Below are 16286 nucleotides of genomic sequence, written 5' to 3'. Positions count from 1 at the left end.
GCACGACAGCTGCGTGGCACCGGACGCGGCAATTCGGCATGAGCGCATTCGTCGCACGCGCCGCGCACGCCTCTGGAGAGATTCTAACCTCGTTCCTATCGCACTCCGAAACCGCCTGAGTTAGGGCGGGGCACCAAAAATGATACCGGCAAAGCCGGCAGTGCGTGGGGCCTCGAAAGACGTGACCGACTACCAACTTTCTTCGCGTGAACGCGCGCGTCGTCGACAGATTCGTGTGCTGCTGCTCGGGGCGGTCAGCACATTCTCGCTCGTAGTTCCCTTCGGTTCCGTGGAGGCGCAGATCCAGATTCCCGCTGTCACCGTCGACGCGCCGGTTCAGCGCGCCCGTCCTGCGGCGGTTGCTTCGTCGCGAAGGGCGGCGACACGCACCTCTCGCGCCAATCGTCGCTCGCCTGCGCAGGCCGCCGCGCCGACCCGGTCGGGATCATCGAACGGCGCAACGGGCGAACGTGCCAATGGTCCGGTGCGCGGTTTCGTCGCCACACGGAGCGGCACGGCCACCAAAACCGATACACCGCTGATCGAAACTCCGCAGTCGGTTTCCGTCGTCACCACCGACCAGGTCAGGAATCAGGGCGCGGTCTCGATCGGCGAGGCGCTGCGTTATACCGCCGGTGTCAGCGGCGACGTCAATGGCGGCTCGGACACCCGCTTCGGCGCACTCCAGATCCGCGGCTTCGACACGACCATGTCGGGTCTCTACGTCGACGGCCTGCGGATCCCCTCGAGCAACTACGTGCACTTCAATGGCCTCGATCCCTACGGGGCCGAGCGCCTGGAAGTGCTCAAGGGCCCGTCATCGGCGATGTATGGCGGCAGCGGCACCGGCGGCATTCTCAACTACGTGACAAAACTGCCGACGGCGCAGCAGTTCGGCGAGGTCTCGATCTCCGGCGGCAGCTTCAACCGCTATCAGGGCCAGTTCGACATGGGCGGCCCCGCCAACAAGGAAGGCACCGTGCTGTGGCGCCTCACTGGCGTCGTCCGCGACGGCCAGACCCAGGTCGACTTCACCAAGGACAACCGCGTCTTCATCGCGCCCGCCGTCACCTTCAAGCCGAACGAGGACACCACCATCACGCTGCTGGCCAACTACCAGCGCGACCGGGCAGGGTGGGGCCTCCAGTTCCTGCCGGCCTCGGGCACGGTGTGGCCGAACAACGGCCGCACCATCCCGGTCTCGTTCTTCGCGGGCGTGCCGAGCTTCAATGCGTTCAACACCGAGATTGCGACCGCCGGCTATCAGCTTTCGCACAATTTCACCGACAACATCACGTTCCGGCAGAACCTGCGCTACGCCTATCAGCACAACGAGGAAAAGACCTTCTACGGCACCGGATACACAGACGAAGCGGCGGGGCAGCTGGGGCGTTTCGGCAGCTATAGCAACTCCTACATCAACTCCTTTGCAGTGGATAACCAGCTCCAGGGCAAGTTCAATACCGGCATCCTCAGCCACACCACCCTGGTCGGGCTCGACTATCGCAACACCACGTTCCGCGATACGGCCTTCGCCGTCACAACGTCAGGGCCGGAGATCAACGTCTTCAACCCGGTCTACAGTTACGACTGGGCCCTCGGCGGCATGTACGACAACAAGGGCATCAAGCAGTCGCAGCTCGGCCTCTATGCGCAGGACCAGATCAAGCTCGGCCGGCTGTCGTTCCAGCTCGGCGGCCGCCAGGACTTCGTGACGACGCAGCTCGACACCAATCTGCCCCCGGCCGATACTTCGACATCGAAGGACGCCTCGGCCTTCACCGGCCGCGCTGCCGTCATGTACAATTTCGACAACGGCATCGCGCCCTATTTCAGCTATTCCGAGTCGTTTCTGCCGCAGCTCGCGACCAGTCCTTCCGGACAGATGCTCGATCCCGAGACCGGCGTGCAGTACGAGGTGGGCGTCAAGTATCAACCGGTCGGCTGGAATGCGCTGTTCACCTTCGCCGCCTTCGACCTGACGCGTGACAACGTCGCTGTGTACGTGCCTGCAACCACCTTTTACGAACAGATCGGGCAGGTGAAGTCGCGCGGTATCGAGCTCGAAGGCTCGATGTCGCTCGCCGACGGCTGGAATCTGCGGGCGGCCTACGCTTATATCGATGCCATGGTCACGCAAGATCCGGTCAATGTCGGCAAGGCGCCGGTCACCGTGCCGCTCAACCGCGCCTCGCTGTGGAGCGACTACACCCTTCAGAACGGCATGCTGGCGGGCTTGCAGTTCGGCGGCGGCGTTCGCTATGTCGGCGCGACCTGGGGCGATGATGCCAACACCTTCAAGGTGGGATCGGCCACAGTGCTGGATGCGCTTCTTGCCTATACCCGTGACAATTGGCGGCTGTCGCTGAACGTCACCAACGTTGCGGACACGCGCTATGTCGCGGCGTGCTACGGCCTTTCGGGCTGCATGTATGCCGAGGGACGGAAAGCCATCGGCAAGCTGACTTATCGCTGGTGAAATCGAAGACGGTCCGACGATGGCGGGCCGGACCTGCTGGATGAGAGTGCAAGACGATGAGAGCGATATTCGGCAAGCTGCATCGCTGGGCGGGACTGCTCACGGCCGGATTCCTTTTCTTCTCCGGCATCACCGGGGCGATCATCTCCTGGGATCACGAGATCGACGACGTCCTGAACAGCCATCTGTTCGACGTCTCGACCAAGGGCCCGGCGATCCCATCGATCGAGCTCGCCAAGATGATCGAGCAACGCGATCCCCGCGCGCGCGTCGTCTACCTCTTCATGACTCCGGAGGAGGGCCACTCGCTGTGGTTCTTCGTCATGCCGCGGATCGATCCCGCGACCGGCAAGCGCTACGCCCTCGACTACAACCAGATCTTCCTCGATCCCAACACCGGCGCGGAGCTCGGCCGGCGCTATTGGGGCGCGGTCTGGCCGGTCACGCGGGAGAATTTCGTCTCGTTCCTCTACAAGCTGCACTACACGATGCACATTCCGGAGTTCTGGGGCAGCGATCGCTGGGGCATGCGCGTGCTCGGCGTGATCGCCATCATCTGGACCATCGATTGCTTCGTCGGCTTCTACCTGACACTGCCCTCGCGCAGACGCGCCAAGGCGGCGCGGGCGCCAGCCGTCACGCGCCAGCTCGATCGCGGCTTCTGGGCGCGCTGGGCGCCGGCCTGGACCATCAAGACCTCCGGCAGCGCCTACCGGATCAATTTCGACATCCACCGCGCCTTCAGTCTCTGGACCTGGGGCGTGCTGTTCATCATCGCCTTCACGGCGTTCTCGCTGAACCTCTATTTCGAGGTGTTCTCGCCGCTGATGAAGATGGTGTCGAACTACACGCCGACACCCTATGAGCAGCGGCCTTATCGCGATCTCGACGATCCCATCGAGCCCAAGGTGACCTTCGCCGACATCGCCGCACGCGCCGCCGCCGACGGCAAGGCGCGGGGGTGGACGATCCCGGTCGGCTCGGTCAATTACGGCCCGGCCCATGGCGTCTATGCCGCCGCGTTCTTCCACCCCGGCGACGATCACGGCGCCGGTGGCGTCGGCCCGGCGCAGCTCTATTACGACAGCGAGGACGGCCGCCCGATCGGCGAGCGGCTGCCCTGGGTCGGTACCGCCGCCGACATCTTCGTCCAGGCACAATTTCCGCTGCATTCGGGCCGCATCGTCGGACTGTTCGGCCGCATCCTGATCTCGATCATGGGGCTGGTCGTGGCGGCACTCTCGGTCACCGGCGTCGTGATCTGGTGGCGCAAGCGCCGCGCCCGCATCCGCGTGCGCGAGACCGCGGCGGTGCGTCTGACCCGGCAGTTGACGCCGGCGGAGTAGGGCCCCCGCACGGTCGTTGGGGATGAACCTTCCCGCCTCCAGCCGGCACAAAGACTGGAGATCGCTCCCAGTCCGCGGACACCGAATGAAATCGCTTGCCTTGCTCTGCCTGCTCGTCCTGGCGACGCCCGTCCATGCGGCCACGCCCGAGCAGCACTATCTCGACCTGCGCGACCGCTACATCGCAAAATTCTCGAGTGCCAAGGAGAGCGACGAGATCTACAAGCAGCATGATGCGGCGCTGAAGGAGCTGGCAGGCGTGCTGCGCGGCCTGGTAGGGCCGGTCACAATCAAGGGGCTCCCCGCAGACGGCAAGTCGAACGTCGACACGCTCTTCAAGAGTGATATCGGCTTCGGCCATCTCGACGGGCTCGGTTTGGCCTCGGAGGGCTACAAGACGCAAGCCGTCGTAACCACGAGTACGCTTCTGGCGCACTGGCTGCGCGAGCATCGCGAGGACGGCATGCCGCAAGAGAGCGGCGCCGCGTTCAAGTCCGACCGCTTCTATTATCATGCGATCCAGGACGCCGCCTTCGCCAAATATGCCGAGCTGCCGATCACAAAGCCCGCATCCGCGAGCGCTGCAGTTGCGGTGCTCGGCGTGCGCGGCAATGGCGGGCTCAAGGGACCGCCGGATGAAATCGACGTCGTCGCGACCAAGGGCGACAAGGTCTACTTCCTCGCCACATCGAACGCCGTGAAGACGGCCGAAATCCCGGCCTGCGAGCGCGTGTGGAAGCAGATGATGGCGAAACCCGTCAACAAGAAGGACCCGCGCGGCGACATGGCCCGCGAGGATCAGGCCATGGACGCCTACACGAAATGCTTCGCCAGGGAAGCGCCGAGCCAGGGCTGGTACGCCGCGGCCGTCAAGAAGGCGCAGAGCCAGCTGGAGCTGCTGCCACTGCAGTAGCGCGCAAGGTTACGCCGACAATTCGATCGATTGGCCGGCCCCATCGATCAGATGCACGCGGTCGATGTCGACATGCGGCAAGAGCGATCGAATCTTATCTTCCGGCATCAGGCTGAACGCCGTCGACAATGCATCCGCCGCGGTCGCGCTGCGGGACACCGTCGTCACGCTGCGATAGCGGTGGGCGCAGCCGCCGGATCTCGGATCGAACAAATGATTGAAGCGCGCGCTGGAATCGAACTGGAAGCCGTAGCCGCCCGAGGTGGACACGGCGCGGTCGACGATCGGCAGCACCGCTTTCGTGTGACCCGCAATGTCGGGATCGGCGATGCCGATCTCCCAGGGCCCTCCGTCCGGACGCGCGCCGATCGCGCGCGCCTCGCCCATGTCGACCAGGCTGCGAGAGATGCCGTGCGCCCGCAGCAGGTCGACCACCTTGTCCGTGACGTAGCCTTGCGCGATCCCGTTCAGGGTGACGGCCATGCCCTTGGGCATCACGATCCGGTCGCGGCTGATCGACAGCCGGCTGCTGCCGATGCGCGCGAGCGCAGCCTCAATCGCGGCCGCCGCAGGGCCGGCCGGATCCGCGTCATCTCGCGCGAAATGGCTCGCGTAGAGCTCCCACAGCGGCTGCACCGTGACATCGAACAGACCGCCCGTCAGCGTGGAATAGTGCTGCGAGGTCGATAGCAGATCGACCATTTCGGCGGCGGGATCGATCAGGACACCGGTGCGGTTCAGCGCAACCAGGGCGGAATCGTTCAGGTAAAGGCTGAACAGCCGCTCGAGCCGCCGCGCCTCGGCGCAGGCCAGCGAGGTCAGTCGCTCCGCCCGGCTGCGGTCTTCGTCGTGGATCTCCATCGTGGCCACCGCGCCCAGCATCGTGCCACGCCAGGTGACCGGCGCGATCTCTGCACGAACGGAGTGTCCCGGAGCCAGCGCGCCGAGGCCCGCGGCCGCCGCGCTGATCCGGATGAAGCGTCGGCGCGTCAGTGTTCGCGTCATGGCGTTCTCCTCGATCGTTCGCCCGGCGGCCCTTCGGCCGCTTCGTCGGCCGCAACGGCGCCGGCGGCATTCGCCGACGTCAGGACATAGTCCCGGGGCACGTCGTCGAAGCCGACGATCCGGCCGCCGTTTTCTCCGGCGAACTTCTCGGCCGCCGCCCGGTCCGAGAACGGAACGGCCTCGTCACCGCCCATGCCGCTTTTGACCCGGCTCTCGATCACGTACAGCGCCTTGCGTGCCTCGATCCAGTTGTCGGCACCGGGCTTGTCCCACTCAGGCGCCTTGCCCATGTCGGACACGTAGATCGCCTGAATGTCCTTGGGCTCGTCCGGCAGCATGGTGAAGGCGATCGTGTCCCGCACCGACGAGAACCAGACGGGCTCGATCAGGCTCGCGGCAAAGACATGGCCCTTCGGTCCCGGGTGCTCGAGCACGTTCATGCCGCAGTAATGGCCGATGTCCTCGGCGGTCATCCGATGCGGCGGCGGGATCTTCGCGGCCTGCTTCTCGTTGCAGCCGGCGAGCACGAGCGGCACGAGCAAGGCAAGGAGGATCGTTCGGCGCCTCATAGCTCCCTCCGCGAGAAGGCGAGCGCGGCCAGCCCCAGCGGCAGCAGCGTCCAGCAGAGCAGGGCGGTCAGAAGGACCGGTATCGTCAGGGACGTGGTTTGGGCAAGGCCAGCCATGCCGGCGAAGGTGCTGACATTGGCGAACCCGGTCAGGTTGATCAGCCGGTAGGCGTCGGTCGGATTCGACAGCAGCATGGCGTTGAGCACGCTCGCCGAGATGCTGCGCCCCTGATCGAGCGCGAGCACGCCCAGCAGCGCCATGTCGTAGATCAGCACCAGCAGCAGCCATAATCCGATGCAGATGCCGGCTGCCGTTCCGCGGTCGCGCACGAGCGCGCTGACCAGATATCCGATGGCGACGAAAGCGGCGCCGAGCAGCACCGAGGAGCCCACCATCGCCGCGAACGCCAGGAAACTGTCGCCATCGATCTGGCTGCCCGTCGCCGCCAGCGCTCCGACCGCCGCGCCGTAGCCGAGGCAGGTCGCAAAAGCGAGGACGGCGAGGTGGCCTAAGAACTTGCCGAGCAGCACCTGCCATCGCGCGACCGGATAGCTCAGCAGCAACAGCATCGTTCCGCGTTCCATCTCGCCGACGATGGCGTCATGGGAAATCAGAAGCGCGATGAGCGGAACGAGAAAGATCGTCAGGCTCGACAGGCTGACGATGACCACATCCAGGGTGCGAACACCCACGTTTCCGGTCGGCGCGCTGCCGAGAAAGGTCAGCGACAGGGCAAGCCCGGCGAGCAGGAGCGTTGCGGCAAGCACCCAGCGATTGCGGATGGCCTGGTGGACTTCCTTGGCGGCGATGATCAGGACATTCATGGCGCCTGCTCCGATTGCCGGAGGAAATGAGCATAGAGCTCGTCGAGGGTGGGCGGGACCACGTCGACGTCCTCGACCGAATTGCCGGCGGCCGTCGCGCGATGCAGCAGCTCGATCTTCCGCTCCGGCGCGGCGTCGATCTCGACGATGTGGCCGTTCAGACGACGGCAGGTGGCGTCTTGCGGAGCCCAGCCCGGCATCTCGCTGGGCGCGAGGCCGGCCACCTTGAGACGGATCCGGGTCGGGAGCCGGGCGAGGCGACGCAGCTCGTCGATCGATCCGTCCGCGACCTTGATGCCGCGGTTCATGATGATGACGCGCCCGGCGCGCTCCTCGAGCTCGGTCAGCGCATGCGACGACAGCAGCACGGTCGCGCCGCGCGCCGCGAGCCGCGCGATGATGTCGTAGAAGGTCTGCCGCAGCTCCGGATCGAGACCAGTGGTCGGCTCGTCCAGCAGCAGCACGCGCGGCTCGCCAAGCAGTGCCTGCGCGAGCCCCAGCCGCTGGCGCATGCCCTTCGAATAGGTGTTGACCCGGCGGCGGCTGGCGGCTCCCAGTCCGACCGCGTCGAGCAGCTCCAGCGCCTTGGCAACCGGCTCTCGTTTCAGCCTGGCGTAGAAGGCCTGCGTCTCGCGGCCGGTGAGGGCGGGGTCGAAGGAGACGTTTTCGGGGAGGTAGCCGAGCTGCCGTCGGCCTGCGAATTCGCCGGCGGCGGGATTGTCTCCGAGAACCTCGATGGCGCCTCTGGTCGGCCGGATCAACCCGAGCATGAGCTTCATGAGCGTGGTCTTGCCGGCGCCGTTGTGCCCGATCAAGGCCACCAGCTCGCCCTGGCCAAGCGTGAACGACGCACCGCGCACGGCCTCGACCCGGCCAAACACCTTGGTGACGTCGCTGACACGTACCGTGCTGGTCATCGTGCCTCCTTCACCGGGGTCCGCGGCGGCGACACCAGCGGATGGCTGTCGACCACGCCGCCCGGCAGCAGCGCGGGAAACTGTGCCTGCGCCCAGCGGATCACCTGGACGGCGGGACTGTTGATCAGGACCTTCGCAGCCGGCGCCGTCCACAGCACGCGGTCGATGAGGTCGTTCGGCCGGTACGCCGTGTCGGCGATGCCGTCGCCATTCAGATCGAATGCCGGATTATCGCTCCAATAGTTGCCGCGCCCTCCGGTCGACCAGTCGAGGTGCCGGGTGCCGACATATTTCACCTGGTTGGCATTGCTGACGAAGGAATTGCCGGTGATTTCGTTGCCTTCGGAGCCCGCCGTGAAGTGCACGCCGATGGCGCAGCGTTCGAACCAGTTGTTGCGGAATTTGTTGTGATTGGTGTTGTAGATGAACACGCATTTCTCCGGGCCACTCTTAAGAGTGGTGTCCCGTGCCTGCCGCGGAAGCATTCCTCGCTCGTCGGCGGGACCGTCCTCCGCCCTCTGTGTCATCGAGCCGAGCGGGCCGCCCGTGACCCGGTTGCCCTCGATCTGGGCATAGTTCGCGTAGTTGAAGAGCAGCCCATAGTCGCGGTCGTGATCTGAGGAGTTGCCGCGGATCACCAGACGGTTCGAATACATGATGGCGTAACCGACATGGTTGCCTATCGAAACGTTGCCGCTGATCTCGCTGTCGTTGGTGTACATGTAGTGGACGGCGAAACGAACCTGCTCGAAGCGATTGTCGATGAAGCGGTCCTTGCTGCTGGAGATCGAGAAGATGCCGTCGCGGCCGTAGCGGAACATGTTGTTCGCGATGGTGACGTCGGGCGCGTTCCACAGCGAGATGCCGTTGCCTGCCTCGCTAAGGCGCCCGCCGCGCAGTCCCTCGATCTCGTTGCGGACGACCCGGGAGCCCCTGGCGCCGTGCACATAGACGCCGAAGAGGTTTCCCACCAGGTGGTTGTCCTCGATCTTGGCGCGCTCCGCGGTCTTTTGCAGGAAGATCCCCGAATTCATCTGCTGCAGATCGCGGCCGGATGCCCGGATGGTCACGCCGCGGATTGTGACGTCGGGCGCGCTGACGGTGATGACGTTGCCGGAGCCGTCGCCGTCGAGCACCGCGCCTCGGCTCCCGACCAACTCCAGGGGACGGTCGATCCGGATCGAGCCGTGATATTCGCCGGGAGCAAGCTCGACGACGTCGCCGGCGCGCGCACCATCCAGCACCGCTTGCAGCGGCTGCCCAGGCGCAGCCGTCAAGGTCTCCGCATCGGCGAAGCCGGACAATCCGGCGGCGACCAGCGCCGCCGGAAACATGCGTGACAACAGACCCACGAGGTCGCTCCGATCAGACCGACTTCAAACCGATTTGGGCTCGACGAACATCCGGCCTTTCATCTCCATGTGCATGGCGTGGCAGAACCAGGAGCAGTAGTACCAGTAGACTCCCGGCTTGTCGGCCGTGAAGGTCACCGACGAGGTGGCCATCGGCCCGATCTCCATGTTGATACCGTAGTTGACGATACAGAAGCCGTGCGTGAGATCCTCGACTGCGTCGATGTTCGTGATGAAGACGGTGACTTCCTCGCCTTGCTTGACCTGGAACTGTTCGAGGCCGAACGCTGGCGCGGTCGACGTCATATAGACGCGCACCTTGTTGCCGTCGCGAATGATCTTCGAATCGGCCTCCAGGTTGATGCCGTCCGCCTTGGCCTGCTTGACCGCATCGGCAAACATCGGATCCGCGCGGTCATAGATCGAGATCGGGTTGATCTTGGAGCGGTGGACGATGGTCGCGTCATGCGGCTCGGCAAAGCTTGGGCCGTCATGCACCAGCTTCATCTGATCGCCGGAGATGTCGATCAGCTGATCGTTCTCAGGCTTGAGCGGCCCGACGTTCAGGAAGCGGTCCTTCGAGAACTTGTTCAGCGAGATCAGCCATTTTCCATCGGCCTCCTTGGTCTGGCCCATCGAGCTATGGTTGTGGCCCGGCTGATAATGGACGTCGAGCTTCTGGATGATGGGGTTGACCTTCTCACCCTTGAAAGCCCGCTTGGCGAGGTCGATGCTCCACTTGCAGACCTGGCTGTCGAGGAACAGGGTCGTGTAGGCGTTGCCCTTGCCGTCGTAGGCGGTGTGCAACGGGCCAAGGCCAAGCTCAGGCTCGGCGACGACGACGTCGCGCGGCTTGATCTTGTCGTCGAACAACTGGTCGAACAGACGCACGTCCATCACGGTCACGGTGGGCGAGAGCTTTCCGGCCGCCACGATGTGGATGCCGTCCGGAGCCGTGTTCATGCCGTGCGGATTGTTCGAGACCGGGATGTAGCGCGTGTACGCCGACCCCTTGCGGCCGTCGATCACGGGCACGCCGTTCATTTCCTTGAAGTCGCCCTTCTTTACGGCCTCTTCGATCCGCTTGATGTTGAAGATGACGACCCAGTCCTGCTCGCTGGCGGTCATCTCCGCGAGCGTGACGCCTTCCTCGCCGTTGTAGCAGGTCGCGAAGCAATACTTGCCCTGGTAGTCGGCGTCGACATTGTCGAGGTTGCCGCTGACGATCACCTGCCAGGCCACCTTCATCGTTTCGCCGTCGATCGCGCTGAAGATGGAGTGATACTGCTTGGGATCGTCGAGGACCTTGCCGTCATTGGGCAAGGGCACGCCGTCCTCGCCGTTGGCGAACACATAGCCCGTGCGCGGATATTTCTGCAGACGCAGGCCGTGGACCGTGTGCTGGTTCGGCAGTTCGACAATCTTGTCGCATTTCATGATGTCGAGCCGCACCCGCGCGACGCGGCTGTTGGCCTTGTCGTTCATGTAGGCATAGCGACCGTCATAGGTGCCGTCCGTGAACGAAATATGGGGGTGGTGGAGGTCGCCGTTCATGAACGTGCCGCCGCGGTTCTTGAGGAATTCGCGGGTCGCGGGCTGCATGCCTTCGGTCAGAACCTTGAGGCTTTCATTGGTCTGGCCCCAACCGGTCGCGCTGCACCGGTTGAACACCGGAACACGCATCAATTCGCGCATCGAGGGGAGGCCGACGATTCGCATCTCGCCGGACTGGCCGCTCGAGAAGAACACGTAATATTCGTCGAGCTCGCCGGGCGCGACCTCGGTCTTCTGCACGGCCGGCCGTGCCGCCGGCGCTTTCGGAGCAGCATTCTTGGTCTGCGCGTCCGCGGACGTGACGAAGCCGCCGTCCTTCAGCGCCACTCCGCCAGCCAGGCCGACGCCCGCCGCCGCCGCTGTCGTTCCGAGCACTGCTCGTCGGCTGACGCCCTTTGCCTTTTCGTTTTCACTCATGATTGCCTCCTCGGCTTTCGGTTCAGTTTGGGGGTGGAGTCGCGACGGGTGAAACGCCGACAGGTTTGCCGCCGGCGGTGATGACGGTCGCTGGACCCTTGCCGCCTGGGCGCATCGCGGGCGAGGACATCGCCGCGAACTTCTCGCGCTTGAGTCGCACCTGGATCATGTGCGGGCAGCGGTGATCGTCGTAATAGAGTTCCTGACAATGCATGCAGTAGATGCACTCATTGACGTTGATGTGCCCCTCGGGATGGATCGACTGCACCGGGCATTCCTTGGCGCAGCGTTGGCAGGGTGACCCACATTCTTCCCACCGGCGGAGCCATTCGAACGTCCGGATGCGGCCGGGGATCGCGAGCGCGGCGCCGAGCGGGCAGAGGTAGCGGCAGAAGAAGCGTTCGATGAAGAGGCCGATGACGAGCAGGGCGACTGCGTAGGCGACGAACGGCCAGCTTCGCGAAAACTTCAGGATGATCGCGGTCTTGAACGGCTCGACCTCGGCGAACCGCTCGGCCATGTCGACCGAATAGAGCGACAGGCCGAACAGACCGAGGAAGATGATGTACTTGATCGGCCATAGCCGTTCGTGCAGGCCCCACGGCACCGTTATCTGGGGCACCTTCAGCCATTTCGCGGCCGTGTTGGTGAGCTCCTGGAGCGCGCCAAAGGGACACAGCCAACCGCAGAACGGACCTCGGCCCCAGAACAGAAGCCCGCCGGCCGTTGCAGCCCACAGAATGAAGATCAGCGGAGCGGCGAGGAAAAACTCCCAGCGGAAGCCCGTCACCAGCGCATTGGTAAAGGTGACGACGTTGACGACGGAGAGCTGCGCGTTGGCGTACCAGCCGAGCCAGACCAGAACGAGGGCGAGATATCCCCGCCGCACCCAGGTGTAGAACACCGGACGGCGCACCAGTAGATTCTGGAAGAAGAAGATGCCGGTAAGGACGGCCAGCATGAACGCGGTGATGCCGATCGAGACGGTGCTCGACCGCCAGATCCGCATCCACAGAGGTTCGTCCGCCTCCGGGGGCGGTGCGGCCGCAGCGGTGGCCTGCTGCGAGGCCGGAGGCGCCGCGCTCTCCGGTACCGTCACCGCACGCTGCTCGCGGCGTATATAGCTGTCGGGCAGGGTGTAGCCGAGATCGAAAGTCAGGAACGCCTTGTCGCGGCCGCCGAGACTGCGTTGCACCAGCAATTGAAGCTGCCACGGCTGCGTCGGATCCAGGGTGAACTCAGGCGGGGTGACGAACAGGCCGATTTCCCTGAACTCGGGCGCGCCGACCGCGTCCAGTGCGCCGAGCCGGGTGTGGTTGCGGTCGCGGAAGCGGGCGCTGTTGCCTTCCTGCAGGATTTCGATGCGATCGAAGATGCCGCCGCGGACATAGGCCGAACCCTTGAACGAGTAGGGGCCGTTGCCGGCAACGACGATGGCCTGCTGCCCGGGCTTCAGGCTGTCCTTCAGCCGCTGATAGCCGTCCTCGCCAAGCAGGCTGCGGCCGATCGTGGGCGCGGTCACCAGCGCCACGTAGAGGTCGATGAAGGTATCGCTCGCGTCACCCGGTTCGGGATACTGGCTCGCCGCGGCGCTGCCGGACTTCGCAAAGGCTTCGTTGATGTCGCCGATGCCGAGCTGAAGCCGGCGCACCGAGCCGTCGCCGACGAGGCTCTCCCAGTCACGCACTTCACTGCGCCCGAGATCGAGCGTCTTGACGACAGGGGGAAGGGCGGCCGAAGCCGCCGCGCCGTCACCGCCGCCGATGCGTCCGCCGCGGATGAGCTTGGACGCGGCGCGGACGACACTGTCACCCATCACCAGCACGGTGACGGTCGCGCCGCTCACGATGTCGACCTGCGGCGGCTTCTCGGCACCACTTGCGACAGGCTTCATGTCCTTGCCGATCAGGGAGTTCATGGCGGCGACGATGCGCGCCTCCGGAATGCCGACCAGCACGATCGGCTCCTTGTGATCGACGAGCTTGATCCCGGTGATGACGCCTTTCGGATCAATTCCGGCAAGCAAGTGAATCGGTTTGCCCGAGTACCCGACAGAGTTCGCAAAATCGGAGTTGAGGAAAACGAATCCCTGAAGCTGATCGCCGCGGTACATTGGTACAATGGGCGGATCGCCTTGCGGCGGGCCGAAACGATCCGCATCCGGGAAAAATTCGGCAGGCGTAAGCTTCGGCAGGTATGTTGGTAAGTCACCGGCGGCGCATGCGGGCGAGACGTACGCCAGACACATCAGCAGCAAGCCCGCAAGCGCTAGCGCCGCACGCCTTGTGAAGGCGGTATCGTCATCCGGTCGCTTCAACATATCGGTTCAAATGCGATCTGCGCGACCCACCGGGACGCGCGTGCCTTGAGATTCTTCTTCGATGATTTGTCGCCGCTGACGTGTCAAAGTCATCGCGCGTGCCCACATCTGTCAAGGCCAGCGAAAATATTTGTATTCGCGCTGAGCTGAATCAGAAGCCTGCATTTGGAGTCCTTGCCATGCCATTCCTGCGCACTTCATTGCTGAGCGCTGAGCCCGCAGGTGTATTGCAGTCGCTCGACGAACTCTTTGCGCTAGCGCATGCAATGGAGCAGGAGGCAGCCAAAAGGTATGATGCTCTTGCTGATGACATGCGCGGGCAGGGCAAGGATGATCTCGCAGACGTGTTCGCGAAGCTCGCCGCCGCCGAGCGCGAGCATGTCGACAGCGTCACGCGGTGGTCGCAATCTCGGCGCGGCAAGATCCCGGATCCCGCCATGGTGCGTTGGGAGGCGCCGGAAACGCTCGCCCCGGAATCCGCCGCTGAGGTCAAAACGTCGCGCTTGATGACGCCGTACCGCGCGCTCGCGATGGCGGTCCGCAACGAGGAGCGCGCCTTTGCGTTCTGGTCTTATCTCGCCGCCTATTCCGATGACCGCGATATCAAGAAGGCGTCCGAGGCAATGGCCAAGGAAGAGCTCGGCCATGTCGCGACGCTGCGGAAGGAGAGGCGCCGCGCCTATCATCGCGAGCACGAACGGAGCGGCGCCGAGGCATCGTCCGTGCCTCTGCGGCAAATTGATGCGCAAAGGCTCGAGCTTCGCCTGGTCTTGCAGCTCAGCGACATGGAACAACGCCTGAGCGGGCCAGCAGCAATCCGGACCCAGGACATTCGCCAGCAGACGATCGAGATGGCCGACGCCACCGTGGGCCTCGGGAGCTTTCCGGCGTCCATGGAGCGCAAAGGCCCACTGGAGATCGCCGAGGCCCTGGTCGACGGCTACCTCGACGGCGCCGAGCGGTCGAGCGACGCGGCCCATCTCGAACGCCTGCAGCAACTTGCCGAGCGCGCGATCTCGCGGCTGGCCTGGCTGCGATCGCTTTCGGCGGACTGACGCGCTTACGGCACCCTCGGAGCTGCTGCACACCAGAGCCGCATAGCCGCTCGGCCGGGGCAATGGCCGCAGGTCCTTCACTGGCGGAAAGGACGTACAGGTTTGGCGATAGGCGCTCAGTTCAGGCGGAGATCCGACCGGCAGGTCGCGTGCGGCCACAGCCTGATCCATAATTCGCATAAGGTATATTATGGAATATGTTTATACACAATGAGATCAAATATTTAGCCGCAATTCCTGCCACCGCACCTTCACCCAAGCGCGATTTTCAGTCCGGGCCGCGACGCCGCCCCGGGTCTCGACGGCTACTGTGCATGGGGTTGTATTTCAGATTTTCAATCCGGCCCATCTCTGCGAAAGCCGATATTGCCGGGACCTTGTCCGGCTGCAATAAGCGAGGCCTCGCGAGATCGCAGATGACCTTCAGGCCTTCCGTCCGTATAGGTTTGCATCTCAGAACAACAACAAACCTTCCGAGGAAGCAGACCCATGGTCTTTTCAACGCGCTTTTCCCGACGCACGCTTCTCAAGGCCTCCGCCGCGACCGCGGTCCTGGGCGGCATCGGTGCGCCCCATGTGGCCCGCGCCCAGAGCGCCGAGTTCACCTACAAATACGCCAATAACCTGCCGGACACCCATCCGCTGAACGTACGCGCCAAGGAGATGGCGGCGGCGATCAAGACCGAGACCAACGGCAAGTTCGACCTCCAGATCTTCCCGAACAACCAGCTCGGGTCCGACACCGACATGCTGAGCCAGATCCGCTCGGGCGGCGTCGAGTTCTTCACGCTGTCCGGCCTGATCCTGTCGACCCTGGTGCCGGCGGCCTCCATCAACGGCATCGGCTTCGCGTTCCCGGACTACGACACGGTCTGGAAGGCCATGGACGGCGACCTCGGCGCCCATGTCCGCGGCGAGATCAAGAAGGCCGGCCTCGAGGTCATGGACAAGATCTGGGACAACGGGTTCCGCCAGACCACCTCGTCGAGCAAGCCGATCACCGGTCCTGACGACCTCAAGGGCTTCAAGATCCGCGTGCCGGTGTCGCCGCTGTGGACATCGATGTTCAAGGCGTTCGACGCGGCGCCCGCCTCGATCAATTTCAGCGAGGTCTATTCGGCGCTCCAGACCAAGATCGTCGAAGGCCAGGAGAACCCGCTGGCGATCATCTCGACCGCCAAGCTCTACGAGGTGCAGAAATACTGCTCGCTGACCAACCACATGTGGGACGGCTTCTGGTTCCTGGCGAACCGCAGAGCCTGGGAAAAGCTGCCGCAGGATGTGCGCACCGTCGTCGCCAAGAACATCAATGCCGCTGCCGTCAAGGAGCGTGAGGACACCGCCAAGCTCAATGCCAATCTGCAGCAGGAGCTCGCGGCCAAGGGCCTGACCTTCAATCAGCCCACGGTGGCGCCGTTCCGCGACAAGCTGCGGACCGCCGGCTTCTATGCCGAGTGGAAGGGCAAGTATGGCGACCAGGCCTGGGACCTCCTGGAAAAGGCCGTCGGCAAGCTGTCGTAACGCGTTGGGGCCAT

Annotated in this window: 12 protein-coding genes; 5 read left to right on the top strand and 7 right to left on the bottom strand. The window is 64.3% G+C overall.

Going from position 1 to position 16286, the window contains the following annotated elements; all coding sequences use genetic code 11:
* The first annotated feature begins 484 nt into the window (after positions 1-484).
* The 3 genes from GGD67_RS00170 to GGD67_RS00160 all read left to right on the top strand — a co-directional run bounded on the left by GGD67_RS00170 (position 485) and on the right by GGD67_RS00160 (position 4738).
* The gene (locus tag GGD67_RS00170; protein ID WP_179731369.1) at positions 485-2479 is read left to right on the top strand and encodes a TonB-dependent siderophore receptor; all 1995 of its coding nucleotides are present in this window, start codon (positions 485-487) and stop codon (positions 2477-2479) included.
* Positions 2480-2535: 56 nt separating this feature from the next.
* Positions 2536-3825 (top strand): siderophore utilization protein FsrB, encoded by a 1290-nt coding sequence (gene fsrB / locus GGD67_RS00165; RefSeq protein WP_179730477.1) that lies wholly within the window; start codon positions 2536-2538, stop codon positions 3823-3825.
* An 85-nt stretch (positions 3826-3910) separates the two neighbouring features.
* Positions 3911-4738 carry a hypothetical protein gene (locus GGD67_RS00160; RefSeq protein ID WP_179730476.1) on the top strand — a complete coding sequence of 276 codons (828 nt, stop codon included), beginning with the start codon at positions 3911-3913 and terminating at the stop codon, positions 4736-4738.
* 9 nt (positions 4739-4747) lie between these two features.
* Here GGD67_RS00160 and GGD67_RS00155 read toward each other — a convergent pair whose 3' ends face one another.
* The 7 genes from GGD67_RS00155 to GGD67_RS00125 are packed head-to-tail and all read right to left on the bottom strand — an operon-like array spanning position 4748 to position 13624.
* Positions 4748-5743 carry an FAD:protein FMN transferase gene (locus GGD67_RS00155; RefSeq protein ID WP_179730475.1) on the bottom strand — a complete coding sequence of 332 codons (996 nt, stop codon included), beginning with the start codon at positions 5741-5743 and terminating at the stop codon, positions 4748-4750.
* Positions 5740-6312 (bottom strand): nitrous oxide reductase accessory protein NosL, encoded by a 573-nt coding sequence (locus tag GGD67_RS00150; RefSeq protein ID WP_179730474.1) that lies wholly within the window; start codon positions 6310-6312, stop codon positions 5740-5742. The genes GGD67_RS00155 and GGD67_RS00150 overlap by 4 nt, the downstream gene beginning before the upstream one ends.
* The gene (locus GGD67_RS00145) at positions 6309-7136 is read right to left on the bottom strand and encodes an ABC transporter permease (protein ID WP_092258191.1); all 828 of its coding nucleotides are present in this window, start codon (positions 7134-7136) and stop codon (positions 6309-6311) included. The genes GGD67_RS00150 and GGD67_RS00145 overlap by 4 nt, the downstream gene beginning before the upstream one ends.
* Positions 7133-8053 carry an ABC transporter ATP-binding protein gene (locus tag GGD67_RS00140; protein WP_018320463.1) on the bottom strand — a complete coding sequence of 307 codons (921 nt, stop codon included), beginning with the start codon at positions 8051-8053 and terminating at the stop codon, positions 7133-7135. The genes GGD67_RS00145 and GGD67_RS00140 overlap by 4 nt, the downstream gene beginning before the upstream one ends.
* Complete coding sequence (locus GGD67_RS00135; protein ID WP_210286311.1) at positions 8050-9387, bottom strand: nitrous oxide reductase family maturation protein NosD; 1338 nt, start codon at positions 9385-9387, stop codon at positions 8050-8052. Before GGD67_RS00135 ends, GGD67_RS00140 begins: the two co-directional genes overlap by 4 nt.
* A gap of 42 nt (positions 9388-9429) precedes the next feature.
* The gene (gene nosZ / locus GGD67_RS00130) at positions 9430-11376 is read right to left on the bottom strand and encodes a TAT-dependent nitrous-oxide reductase (protein ID WP_179730472.1); all 1947 of its coding nucleotides are present in this window, start codon (positions 11374-11376) and stop codon (positions 9430-9432) included.
* 22 nt (positions 11377-11398) lie between these two features.
* Positions 11399-13624, bottom strand: coding sequence for a NosR/NirI family protein (locus tag GGD67_RS00125; protein WP_246784267.1), 2226 nt, complete (start codon positions 13622-13624; stop codon positions 11399-11401).
* Between the two features lie 251 nt (positions 13625-13875).
* On the opposite strand from GGD67_RS00125, the gene GGD67_RS00120 reads away from it, so the two are divergent.
* Positions 13876-14751, top strand: a complete 876-nt coding sequence (locus GGD67_RS00120) for a ferritin family protein (RefSeq protein ID WP_179730470.1) — start codon at positions 13876-13878, stop codon at positions 14749-14751.
* Positions 14752-15240: 489 nt separating this feature from the next.
* Positions 15241-16272 (top strand): TRAP transporter substrate-binding protein, encoded by a 1032-nt coding sequence (locus GGD67_RS00115; RefSeq protein WP_018320467.1) that lies wholly within the window; start codon positions 15241-15243, stop codon positions 16270-16272.
* Positions 16273-16286: the final 14 nt, after the last annotated feature.

This window comes from Bradyrhizobium sp. IAR9, assembly GCF_013408065.1.
Classification (GTDB): Bacteria; Pseudomonadota; Alphaproteobacteria; order Rhizobiales; family Xanthobacteraceae; genus Bradyrhizobium.
Note: the sequence above shows the minus strand (reverse complement) of the source record. Positions and strands in the feature narration are given on the sequence as shown.

What these genes read in the sequence shown, in the direction of transcription:
- fsrB (WP_179730477.1), top strand. Translation starts at nt 2,536, where the DNA reads ATGAGAGCGATATTCGGCAAGCTGCATCGCTGGGCGGGACTGCTCACG.
- GGD67_RS00160 (WP_179730476.1), top strand. Translation starts at nt 3,911, where the DNA reads ATGAAATCGCTTGCCTTGCTCTGCCTGCTCGTCCTGGCGACGCCCGTC.
- GGD67_RS00155 (WP_179730475.1), bottom strand. Translation starts at nt 5,743, where the DNA reads ATGACGCGAACACTGACGCGCCGACGCTTCATCCGGATCAGCGCGGCG.
- GGD67_RS00150 (WP_179730474.1), bottom strand. Translation starts at nt 6,312, where the DNA reads ATGAGGCGCCGAACGATCCTCCTTGCCTTGCTCGTGCCGCTCGTGCTC.
- GGD67_RS00145 (WP_092258191.1), bottom strand. Translation starts at nt 7,136, where the DNA reads ATGAATGTCCTGATCATCGCCGCCAAGGAAGTCCACCAGGCCATCCGC.
- GGD67_RS00140 (WP_018320463.1), bottom strand. Translation starts at nt 8,053, where the DNA reads ATGACCAGCACGGTACGTGTCAGCGACGTCACCAAGGTGTTTGGCCGG.
- GGD67_RS00135 (WP_210286311.1), bottom strand. Translation starts at nt 9,387, where the DNA reads ATGTTTCCGGCGGCGCTGGTCGCCGCCGGATTGTCCGGCTTCGCCGAT.
- nosZ (WP_179730472.1), bottom strand. Translation starts at nt 11,376, where the DNA reads ATGAGTGAAAACGAAAAGGCAAAGGGCGTCAGCCGACGAGCAGTGCTC.
- GGD67_RS00125 (WP_246784267.1), bottom strand. Translation starts at nt 13,624, where the DNA reads ATGTGTCTGGCGTACGTCTCGCCCGCATGCGCCGCCGGTGACTTACCA.
- GGD67_RS00120 (WP_179730470.1), top strand. Translation starts at nt 13,876, where the DNA reads ATGCCATTCCTGCGCACTTCATTGCTGAGCGCTGAGCCCGCAGGTGTA.
- GGD67_RS00115 (WP_018320467.1), top strand. Translation starts at nt 15,241, where the DNA reads ATGGTCTTTTCAACGCGCTTTTCCCGACGCACGCTTCTCAAGGCCTCC.